The sequence below is a fragment of the Gordonia desulfuricans NBRC 100010 genome (assembly GCF_001485495.1).
In the GTDB taxonomy this organism is placed as follows: domain Bacteria; phylum Actinomycetota; class Actinomycetes; order Mycobacteriales; family Mycobacteriaceae; genus Gordonia; species Gordonia desulfuricans.
In genome coordinates, this window is sequence record NZ_BCNF01000076.1 from 19,050 (window position 1) to 30,701 (window position 11,652).

The following is an 11,652-nucleotide window of genomic DNA, read 5'->3' on the forward strand; positions in this document are numbered from 1 at the left end:
GAACAACCTGCGCACAGCATCCTCCAGCACAATCCCCGACGTGGTACCCAGCAGAGTCTAGGACCGCCCGGGCGGTTCGCAACCGATCCGACGGATGAACATTCGGCGCACGCCCGGATCGCCGGAATCGGCGCTGTGCGAAGGCAGATCGGGACCGGCCGGCCGACGAGAGCAGGGAGCCACCCGCCCGCGAACGGGTGGGTGGCTCCCTGTCGGAGTTGTCCGGGAGATCAGCGCTGGGCGACCTGCGTCGGCACGATCGGGGACGGCAGATCGGTCGAACCGGCCAGGAACGCATCGGCGGCCGCGGCGGCCGAACGGCCCTCGGCGATCGCCCACACGATCAGCGACTGTCCGCGGCCGGCGTCACCGGCGACGAACACACCCGGCACCGACGACGCGAAGTCGTCGTTGCGCTTGATGTTGCCGCGGGCGTCGTACTCCACGCCCAGCTTGTCGAGGAGGTCGCCGCGCTCCGGGCCGACGAAGCCCATCGCGAGCAGCACCAGATCGGCCTCGAGCTCGAAGTCGCTGCCCTCCACCTTCTCGAAGCGACCGTCACGCATGACCACCTCGTAGGCCTTGAGTGCGGTGACCTTGCCGTCTGTACCGACGAACTCCTCGGTGTTGACCGAGAAGACGCGGTGGCCGCCCTCCTCGTGAGCCGAGGACACCCGGTACATCAGCGGGTAGGTCGGCCACGGGGTGGAGTCCGCGCGGTGGTTCGGCGGCTTCGGCATGATCTCGAACTGGTGGACGATCTCGGCGCCCTGACGCAGCGAGGTACCCAGGCAGTCGGCGCCGGTGTCGCCGCCACCGATGATCACGACCTTCTTGCCGGTGGCGGTGATCTGTCCCTCGACGGTGTCGCCGAGCTGCACCTTGGTGGCCTGCGGGAGGAACTCCATGGCCTGGTGGATGCCGTCGAGCTCGCGGCCCGGGATCGGCAGGTCACGGCCGATGGTCGACCCGACCGCCAGGATCACGGCGTCGAAGTCGCCGCGCAGCTGCTCGACGGTGACGTCGACACCCACGTTGACCCCGGCACGGAAGACGGTGCCCTCGGCCTCCATCTGCTCCAGACGGCGGTCGATGTGGCGCTTCTCCATCTTGAACTCGGGGATGCCGTAGCGGAGCAGTCCACCGATGCGGTCGGCCCGCTCGAAGACGGTCACCGCATGTCCGGCGCGGGTGAGCTGCTGGGCGGCGGCCAGACCGGCCGGGCCGGAACCGACCACGGCGACGGTCTTGCCGGTGCTCTGGCTCGCCGGCACGGGCTGGACCAGACCCTCGTCCCAGGCGTTGTCGATGAGCTCCACCTCGACCTGCTTGATGGTCACCGCGGGCTGGTTGATGCCCAGCACACACGACGCCTCACACGGGGCCGGGCACAGCCGGCCGGTGAACTCGGGGAAGTTGTTGGTGGCGTGCAGACGCTCGATACCGTCCTCCCACCGCCCCTTGTACACCAGGTCGTTCCACTCGGGGATCAGGTTGCCCAGCGGGCATCCGTTGTGGCAGAACGGGATACCGCAGTCCATGCAACGGCTGGCCTGGGTTGCCAACTCGCCCTTGTCGAAGTCGGTGTAGACCTCTTTCCAGTCGAGCAGACGCAGGTCCACCGGACGGCGGTCGGGCAGCTCCCGCTCGGGGTGCTTCAGGAATCCTCTGGGGTCAGCCACGTGCGGCCTCCATGATCGCTTCGTTCACGTCTCGTCCCTCACGCTCGGCCGCTGCGGCCGCCGCGAGAACCCGCTTGTAGTCGCGGGGCATCACCTTGGCGAACTGCTTCTGCGCAGTGGCCCAATCGGCGAGCAGCCCGACGGCGACCGGTGACTTGGTCTCCGCGTGGTGCGTGCTGATGGCACTGTGCAGGAACTCGATGTCGTCGGCGTCGAGTTCTTCGAGGTCGACGAGTTCGGTGTTCAGGTTGTCGGCGAAGTTCTGTGCCGGGTCGTGGATGAAGGCGATACCGCCCGACATCCCGGCCGCGAAGTTGCGTCCGGTGGCACCGAGCACCACCACGCGACCTCCGGTCATGTACTCGCACGCATGGTCGCCGACGCCCTCGACGACGGCGGTGGCACCCGAGTTGCGCACGCAGAAACGCTCGCCGACCACACCGCGCAGGTAGATCTCGCCGGCGGTGGCGCCGAACCCGATCACGTTGCCCGCGATGATGTTGTCCTCGGCCACGAAGCCCTCCGGCGCGTTGTCGGCGGGGCGGACCACGATCCGGCCACCCGACAGACCCTTGCCGACGAAGTCGTTGGCGTCACCGGCCAGACGCAGGGTGATGCCCTTGGGGACGAACGCACCGAAGCTGTTGCCGGCCGAGCCGGTGAAGTCGATGTTGATCGTGCCCGCGGGAAGCCCGTGTGCGCCATAGGCCTTGGTCACCTCATGGCCGAGCATGGTGCCCACCGTGCGGTTGACGTTGGTGATCGTCGACGTGAACGACACCGCGGTGCCGTGGTCGATCGCCTCACGGCTCTGCGCGATGAGCTGCTGGTCGAGTGCCTTGTCCAGGGCGTGGTCCTGGGAGCCGGAGCAGTACAGGTCCTGGTTCATGAACGGCGACTCGGCGACGGCGAGCACCGACGACAGGTCGAGCTTGCCGGCCTTGGCCGAACCCCAGTGTGCGAGCGCCTTGCCGGTGTCGAGTGCCTCGACGTGGCCGACGGCCTCCTGCAGGGTGCGGAACCCGAGGCGGGCCAGCAGTTCCCGGACCTCTTCGGCGATGAACAGGAAGAAGTTCTCGACGAATTCCGGCTTGCCGGTGAACCGCTCACGCAGCAGCGGGTTCTGGGTGGCCACACCCACCGGGCAGGTGTCGAGGTGGCAGACACGCATCATGATGCAGCCCGACACCACCAGCGGCGCGGTGGCGAAACCGAACTCCTCGGCGCCGAGCAGTGCCGCGACGACGACGTCGCGGCCGGTCTTGAGCTGACCGTCGACCTGCACCGAGATCCGGTCACGAAGACCGTTGAGCAGCAGCGTCTGCTGGGTCTCGGCCAGACCGATCTCCCACGGCGCACCCGCATGCTTGAGCGAGGTGAGCGGGGAGGCACCGGTGCCGCCGTCGTGCCCGGAGATCAGCACCACGTCGGCGTGTGCCTTGGAGACACCCGCGGCGACGGTGCCCACACCGACCTCGCTGACCAGCTTCACGTGCACCCGCGCCTGCGGATTCGCGTTCTTCAGGTCGTGGATCAGCTGTGCGAGATCCTCGATCGAGTAGATGTCGTGGTGCGGCGGCGGCGAGATCAGGCCGACGCCCGGCGTCGAACCACGGACCTCGGCGACCCACGGGTACACCTTGTGCGGCGGCAGCTGGCCACCCTCACCCGGCTTGGCACCCTGCGCCATCTTGATCTGGATGTCGGTGCAGTTGGTCAGGTAGTGCGAGGTCACACCGAAGCGGCCGGAGGCGACCTGCTTGATCGCGCTGCGGCGCCAGTCGCCGTTCTCGTCGTGATGGAAACGGCGCGGATCCTCGCCGCCCTCACCGGAGTTCGACCGGCCGCCGAGACGGTTCATGGCGATCGCCAGGGTCTCGTGGGCCTCGGCCGAGATCGAGCCGTAGCTCATCGCGCCGGTGGAGAAGCGCTTGACGATGTCGCGCGCCGACTCGACCTTGTCGATCGGGATCGGGTCGCGGTCACCGAAGTTGAAGTCGAACAGACCGCGCAGCGTCGCGAGCGTGCGCGACTGGTCGTCGACCATCTTGGTGTATTCCTTGAACACCTTGTACTGGCCGGTGCGGGTGGAGTGCTGCAGCTTGAACACCGTGTCCGGGTTGAACAGGTGGTACTCACCCTCACGGCGCCACTGGTATTCGCCGCCGACCGGCAGTTCGCGGTAGGCCCGCTCGCTGGGCCGGTCGGTGAACGCCAGCGAGTGGCGGGCGGCGACGTCGGTGGCGATCTCGTCGAGACCGATACCGCCGAGCTGGCTGCGCAGACCGGTGAAGAACTCGTCGACGGTGTCCTGGCCGATGCCGATCACCTGGAACAGCTGCGCACCGGTGTAGGAGGCGAGGGTGGAGATACCCATCTTGCTCATCACCTTGAGCACACCCTTGCCGGCGGCCTTGATGTAGTTCTTGCGGGCGGTCTCGAAGTCGATGTCCCCGAGCACCCCGCGCTCCACCATGTCCTCGATGGACTCGAAGGCCATGTACGGGTTGACCGCTGCCGCACCGAAACCGACGAGCGTGGCGACGTGGTGCACCTCGCGGCAGTCACCGGACTCGACGATCAGGCCGACGCGGGTGCGCTGACGCTCGCGCACCAGGTGGTGGTGCACGGCGGCGGTCAGCAGCAGCGACGGGATCGGCGCGAGGGTCTCGTCGGACTCGCGGTCGCTGAGCACGATCAGGTTCACACCGTCGGCGATCGCGGCAGACACCTTGGCGCGCACCGCATCCAGCGCCGCACGCAGGCCCGCGCCACCCTCGGCCACCGGGTAGAGACCGTGGATGTGGGTACTGCGGAAGTCCGGCAGGTTCTCGTCCTCGTCGATGCGCACCAGCTTGGCGAGCATGTCGTTGTCGAGAACCGGTGAGGGCAGCGCGATCTGGCGGCAGGAGCCGGCAGTGGGGTTCAGCAGGTCGGCCTCGGCACCGATGGTGCCGCCGATGCTGGTGACCACCTCTTCACGGATGGCATCCAGCGGCGGGTTGGTGACCTGGGCGAACAACTGCTGGAAGTAGTCGAACAGCATCCGCGGACGCGCGGACAGCACGGCGATCGGGGTGTCGGTGCCCATCGAACCGATGGCCTCGGCGCCGGTCTTCGCCATCGGCGCGACCAGCAGGTTCAGCTCCTCGTTGGTGTAACCGAACACCAACTGCCGCAACGTCACCCGATCATGGGGCATATGCGTGTGGGGCAGCGCCTTGACCTTGTCGATGTGCACCAGCCCGGCCTCGAGCCACTCCTCGTAGGGATGCTCGGCGGCCAGCTCGTCCTTGATCTCCTCGTCGTCGACGATGCGACCGGCGGCGGTGTCGACCAGGAACATGCGGCCCGGCTGCAGGCGCATCTTCTGCACCACGTCGGCGTGGTCGATGTCGAGGACACCGACCTCCGAGGCCATCACGACCAGTCCGTCCTTGGTGACCCAGACGCGACTGGGACGCAGGCCGTTGCGGTCGAGCACGGCACCGACGACGGTGCCGTCGGTGAAGCACACCGACGCCGGGCCGTCCCACGGCTCCATCAGCGTCGAGTGGTACTCGTAGAACGCCTTGTGCGACGGCTTCATCGCCTCGTGCCGCTCCCAGGCCTCCGGGATCATCATCAGCACCGCGTGCGGCAGGCTGCGACCACCGAGGTGCAGCATCTCGAGCACCTCGTCGAACCGCGCGGTGTCGGAGGCACCCGGGGTGCAGGTCGGGAAGATCTTCTCCGCGGCGTCGGTGCCGAACACCGAGGTGTCGATCAGCGCCTCGCGGGCCCGCATCCAGTTCTCGTTGCCGGTCACGGTGTTGATCTCACCGTTGTGGGCCACCCGGCGGAACGGGTGTGCCAGCGGCCACGACGGGAAGGTGTTGGTGGAGAAACGCGAGTGCACCAGGCCCAGCGAGCTCTCGACCCGCGAATCCTGCAGGTCGAGGTAGAACTCGCGCAGCTGCGGGGTGGTCAGCATGCCCTTGTAGACGAAGGTCTTGCCGGACAGGCTCGGGAAGTACACGGTCTCGCGACCCGGGCCGTCGGCGCCGGCGCCCTTGAGGCCGAGTTCGTGCTGGACGCGCTTGCGCACGACGAACGCCTTGCGCTCGAGTTCCATGCCGTCGGGGTCGACGACGTCGTCGCCCAGCGCCAGGAACAGCTGGCGGAAGGTCGGCATGGCGTCGCGGGCGAGCGCACCGAGTCCGTTCTCGTTGACCGGCACCTCGCGCCAGCCCAGCATCGTCAGCCCCTCGGAGTCGACGATCTTCTCGACCCCGGCAGCCGCGTCGGCGGCGTCCTCGGAGCCCTGCGGCAGGAATGCGATACCGGTGGCGTAGCGGCCCTCGGCGGGCAGCTCGAAGTCGACGACCTCACGCAGGAACCGGTCCGGGACCTGGATCATGATGCCTGCACCGTCGCCGGTGTTCGGCTCGGCACCGGCGGCACCACGGTGTTCCAGGTTCACCAGTGCGGTGATGGCCTTGTCGACGATGTCGCGGCTGCGTCGACCATGCATGTCGACGACGAATGCCACACCACACGAGTCGTGCTCGTTGATGGGGTCGTAGAGACCCACTGGCCCGGGGGCATACTTCATGTTCGCCTCACTTCGTGCGCGACACTGCGCACAGATTCACCCGATATGCGTCTTCGCGGTACGCGTCACCGGCGACCGGCAGTTCGGAGTCCCCGATATGGGCTGACCTGGTCCTCCGACGGTCACACGATGGCGTCCGGATGGTCAGCGCCGTTGCTGACTGGTGGGCCGGACATCATCGGCCGGACATGACACCACCCTGCTTGCTAAGCATTGTCGTCCATTTTCTCACGGCGGGTACCCACTATCGAAATCCGGCTACCACATCGATATGAATTCCGCAGCTCAACACCTGCCCGGGGGCATGCCGGAACCCCTGTTCGGACCGCCAGAGCGCATGCACCGCATCACAACCGGTACCTGTCCGTCACCCAATTGCCCTCCGGCGCGTCCGCCCAGGTCCTAGGGTCGGGTTGTGAGCACGCCGGCATGGGACATATCCGAGCTTCCGGACAGGGCCGGCGAGGCCCCGACCTGGGGGCCGCACCCCGCCGGGACCCGTGGTTCACGCCGGGCCCGTGCCCTCAACGGATACCTCGGTCGGGTCAGCCGCCCGATGATGGCGGCGACCCGGTTCAATCCCCCGCCGGTCGCCGAACGCATGCTGCGGGCCACCCGTCCCGGCGTCAACCGCACGCTGGTGGCGCTGAGTCCGGTGCCGGCCGGGACCACCGTCCGTCCCGTGGTGGCCCGCCACCGGCGCGGTCTGGTCCGCGGCGAGTGGGTCGGTGCCACCGGTCACCACGGCCACCATCTGACCCTGCGGGACGCCGGGACCGTCCTCTACTACCTGCACGGCAGCGGCTATGTGGTCTGCTCACCCCGCACCCATCGCGGGCTGGTCGCGCGGCTCGCGCACCGGTCCGGCGCGCTCGCGTTCAGCCTCGACTACCGGCTCGGCCCGCAGTACCGATGGCCGGCCGCCGGCGACGACGCCATCCGCGGTTATCACTGGCTGCTGGCGCAGGGCATCGATGCCGACCGGATCGTGGTCGCCGGGGATTCGGCGGGCGGCCACCTCGCGCTCGACCTGCTCGCCGACAACCAGCAGACCGGCACCCCACAACCCGGCGGGATGGTGTTGTTCTCCCCGCTCTACGACCCGTCCTTCGATCTCGCCGTGGCGCACCAGCGGGCAGGAATTCGTGATCCCCTGATCGATGCCGTTGCCGCCCAACGAATCCTGAGGTTCTACACCGGAACCGCCGATCCGGACGAGCCGCGGATGCGGATCGCACTCGAGGCGGCAGACGACCTGCCCCGCACCCTGATCCAGTACGGCGGCCTCGAGGTGATGGGCCTGGACGCGATCACCTACCACCGCGCGCTGCTGGCCGCCGGCGCCGACACCACCCTGCAGCGCTGGCCAGACCAGGGCCACGTCTTCCAGATGTTCCCGCGGCTCACCCCCGAATCGGGCCACGCCGTCACCGCCGCCGCACATTTCATCGATACGGTGGGTTCCCCCGCCACCCTGCCCAGCAGTCCTGACAACAAGAAAGAGGCCTTCCATGTCCGATCTCGACGACCTCATGTCACGCCTACCGATCGGTGACATCGCCGGCCGGCTCGGCGTCGACGAGGCCACGGCACAGTCCGCTGTGGCACAGACACTTCCCGCGCTGCTCGGCGGGATGGCACATCAGGCCGACCAGGCCGGTGGTGCGGAGGGTCTGGCGAACGCGCTGGCCGGACATCAGAACGATCTGGCACAGGGCCAGATCGATCTCGGTGCGGTCGACACCGGCGACGGCCAGAAGATCGTCTCGCACGTCTTCGGCGGCGAGACCGAGAACGTCGCGACGGCACTGAGCGGACAGGTCCCGGCGGCGGCGGTCGACTCGGGCCTGATCCAGAAGCTGTTGCCGATACTCGCACCGATCGTGATGAGCTACCTGGCGGGCAAGGTCATGAAGGGCTCCGGAACCGGCGGCGGCACCGGCGATCTCGGTTCCATCCTGGGCAATGTCCTGGGTGGTGCCGGCGGCGGCGGTCTCGGTTCGATCCTCGGCAACGTCCTCGGCGGCTCCGGCGGAGGGAAGAGCGGCGGAGGCCTCGGCGATCTGCTCGGCGGCATCCTGGGCGGGAAGAAATAGCCTCCCGCCCTGACCGAACTTCTTTGGGTTGTGAAACGTATGGTCGTCGTGCCACTTGGCGGTCGAGCCCGAACCGAACAGTTCACAACCCCAAGAAGTCGTCCTACCTGGTGGCCGAGCCCGAACCGAATAGTTCACAACCCCAAGAAGTCGTCCTACTTGGTGGCCGAGTCAGAAACGATCAATTCACAACCAAATACATTGTCCCGCTTGGTGGTTGAGCCGGGACCGAGCCCCTGGGCGAGGACCCGTGTCGAAACCTGGTGACCGACGATGTCGGCGACCACGCACTGCCGAACTCCTCGTCGACTCAACTCGACCACCCACCACCACCGGATGGTTGAGCAGGACGTCCTCGCGCAGCGAGGCCGACCGGCCGTCGAAGCCTCCGCAGCACACGTCGATACGCGACCCCTACCGGTGGCATGCGTTGGGAGAACACGGCGGTGCCGGTCGAGGTCGACGGTGTCGTCAGGCGAGCGTCGAGCCCCGCTCCGATCCAGATCCTTGGCGGTCGGGGGCCGACGCGAGCCGGCGGTCCAGTGGCACCGTCCATTCCGTCTCGATCTGCTCGTCGAGGGCCTGGATGCGTTCGACGATCGGCGGTTGCTGGTCGTACGAGCACTGTTCGAGCAGGGTGCCGTAGAGGGCACGCAGGCGTCGTTGCACCTGCGCCTGGTTCCGGCTGTGGCGCCGTATCTCGTCGGTGCCGATCGCCACGTAGTCACCCCAGGTGCGCCGATATCCGTCGACCAGTGTGGCCTGCCTGCCCACCACATCTGCGCGTACCCGCGGGGCGAGCATCAGCAACAGGTCCTCGGTGTGGTCGAGTGCCAGCACCACACTGCTCGGGTCGTTGCCCGCACTCGAGATCGCCTTGAGCGCGATGTCGGAGATCGACTGCAAGGCCGCCGACGGGCTCACCGACGGCTGATGGGTGTCCCCGAAGAACAAGCAGCGCAACACCTTGGGGATGGCCACGCGATCCTGTCCGGGCCCGGTCACCGCGATCACCCCCACGTGGTGCGGGACGTAGTCGCCGACGGCGACCAGCAGCTCGAAACGCACGTCCCAGCGGACGGCGAGCGCCTGGAGTCGGGGGATGTTCACCGCCAGCAACACACGGCCGCGACTCGCCGTCTCCCGCAGCGGGATCACGGTGCGCGGCTGCTCGTCGGACTCGTCGTGCTCGTCGGGTGACTCGGCCGACTCCTCGAGCGGCGATGCGGTCGGGACGTCGTGCACATCCGGGTACTCGCGGCGTATCGCTCCCCGGCCGTCGGCGGCGATCCACCGCAGAAGCTGTGCCGAGTTGAGCACCGTCCCCACCTTGGCGACAAGTGCGAGGAACAGGAAGGCCGAGACGACGGTGAGGACGGCGGCGATCGCCGTCGAGATACCCGGCGTGGCGTCCTCCGGTTCCGACAACGCGAGATCCATCGCCACCATGACGCTGAACACGAAGGTGGCGAGGAAGAATCCGATCGACCATCGCATCGTGGGTTCCCGTTGCAGCCGGGGGATCACGCGTACCGAGATCTGCGATGCGCCGAACTGCATGGCGAGGGTGACGGCGGTGAACACCAGGCCGGTGAGGGTGGCCATCGCGCCGGCGATCACACCCAGAACCGTGGCGAGGGTGCCGGAATCGACATCCAGACCGACGGATTCGTCGAGGGTGATGCACAGGATCGCGGTGATGATCGCGAGGACGATCAAGACGGCGGGCAGTCGCCAGGTGGGCGCCACATGCAATGCCCGCCGGGTACGCCGCCACCGGATCGCGGTGGCGATCGCATTGGGTGCCACGGCCTTCGGTGCCGTCGTATCGGAGGCCGGCAACTGTGGGGGGAGGGCGGGCGGCTTGTCGGGGACACCGAACCGTCCGGCAAGAGTCTCCTGCACGACGATCTTCCAGCGGATCAGCGGTACGCGGTACCGGACCTCACGGGCGACGGCCTTCTCGTACTTGGCCTCTCGCGATCCGTAGAACCACCGCGACCATGGTGATGCCGGACGGGCCACCCGAATCGCGCCGAACAGCAGCAGGAACGGTAGGAACATCCCGACCAGCCCGGTCCAGAGCTTGCCCTTCGCGAGGGTGATCACCGCGAGCAGCACGTTGACCGCCACCCCGATCACCACGCCGATTCGCTCGGACGGATCCGCAGTGTGTTGCCAGTCCCCCACCGCAGCCGAGATGTCCAGCGGCCGCAGCCCCACCAGGAACAGGCCACCGATCGCGATCGCCACGAACACCGCGTCCACCGACGAGCGCCCCTCCTCCTCCCAGTACACGTCGCGCAGATGCAGGATGAGGGCGAACTCGTCGAGTACCAGGGCGCAGCCGATCCCGAAGATCGACGCGAGGACCGCATCGGCGATCGGGGCGTCGTAGCGGGCGACGGCGATCAGCCCGAACCCCGACAACGCCATCATGATCACGCCGAAGAACTCGTGGTGCAGGTGCAGCCCGCCGGGGGTGACGTTGCCCGGCCACCAGCTGACCTCCGCCCGGATCATCCGCACGCTGAACCGGATGAACAAGAAGGTCAGGATGAACGCGACCAGAAAGAGGAACAACGGCAGTCGTCCGGGGTCGATGACGGTGCGGTGGAACCAATCGGTCATCTCTGAAGTCCTCGATCCCTACACGATCCGGTCCGTATTGCACTGCCGATGAGCCTAGGGGATCAGCGGCCCGTCTACGAGTGATGTGGAGCCGCTGCATGGTTTACCCGATGCCGCACCATGCCATCCACCGCTTCGACATCGATCCCCGAGTTCGACGCGTGCCACGCACGCCATCGATGATCGAACCGGGACGCACATTGATGATCGAACCGGGACGCACATTGATGATTGACCCGGGACCGAGCGCAGCGAGGACCCGTGTCGAAATCTCCGCAGCGCACGCTGGGAGGCGACCACTTCTGAGGTGGTGACGCTCCTGAGTTCGGCCGTCTGAGGTTTCGACACGCCTCGTCGCTACGCTCCTCATCGGCTCAACCACCCACTGGGCATTGCTGATCGAGTCGCACTGCCATTTGCTGATTGAGCCGGGACCCCGTTTGCTGATTGAGCCGGGACCGAGCGCAGCGAGGACCCGAGTCGAAATCTCCGCAGCATGCGCTGGGAGGCGACCACCCCCGAAGTGGTCACGTCGACGAGCCCGGCCGTCTGAGGTTTCGACACGCCTCGTCGCTACGCTCCTCATCGAATCAACCACCAACCGCTACTTGCTGATTGAACCGAGACCCGTGTTGGCGATTGAGCCGGG

The 11,652-nt window shown here is 67.4% G+C and carries 5 protein-coding genes; 2 read left to right on the forward strand and 3 right to left on the reverse strand.

Going from position 1 to position 11,652, the window contains the following annotated elements:
* Nucleotides 1-230: 230 nt before the first annotated feature.
* Both GD1_RS13040 and gltB read right to left on the reverse strand, forming a co-directional pair.
* Nucleotides 231-1,682, reverse strand: a complete 1,452-nt coding sequence (locus tag GD1_RS13040) for a glutamate synthase subunit beta (protein ID WP_059037390.1) — start codon at nucleotides 1,680-1,682, stop codon at nucleotides 231-233.
* Entirely contained in the window at nucleotides 1,675-6,276 is a 4,602-nt protein-coding gene (gene gltB, locus GD1_RS13045; protein WP_059037392.1) for a glutamate synthase large subunit, read from the reverse strand. The genes GD1_RS13040 and gltB overlap by 8 nt, the downstream gene beginning before the upstream one ends.
* Before the next feature lie 415 nt (nucleotides 6,277-6,691).
* Here gltB and GD1_RS13050 point away from each other — a divergent pair, with 415 nt between their 5' ends.
* Together GD1_RS13050 and GD1_RS13055 are read left to right on the forward strand one after the other, a co-directional pair.
* Entirely contained in the window at nucleotides 6,692-7,831 is a 1,140-nt protein-coding gene (locus tag GD1_RS13050) for an alpha/beta hydrolase (RefSeq protein ID WP_083534155.1), read from the forward strand.
* A complete protein-coding gene (locus GD1_RS13055) occupies nucleotides 7,788-8,372 on the forward strand; it encodes a DUF937 domain-containing protein (protein ID WP_020790057.1) in 585 nt (194 codons plus the stop codon). The genes GD1_RS13050 and GD1_RS13055 overlap by 44 nt, the downstream gene beginning before the upstream one ends.
* Before the next feature lie 471 nt (nucleotides 8,373-8,843).
* On the opposite strand, the gene GD1_RS13060 is transcribed toward GD1_RS13055, so the two are convergent.
* Nucleotides 8,844-11,003 (reverse strand): DUF2254 domain-containing protein, encoded by a 2,160-nt coding sequence (locus GD1_RS13060; protein WP_059037394.1) that lies wholly within the window; start codon nucleotides 11,001-11,003, stop codon nucleotides 8,844-8,846.
* Between the last annotated feature and the right edge of the window lie 649 nt (nucleotides 11,004-11,652).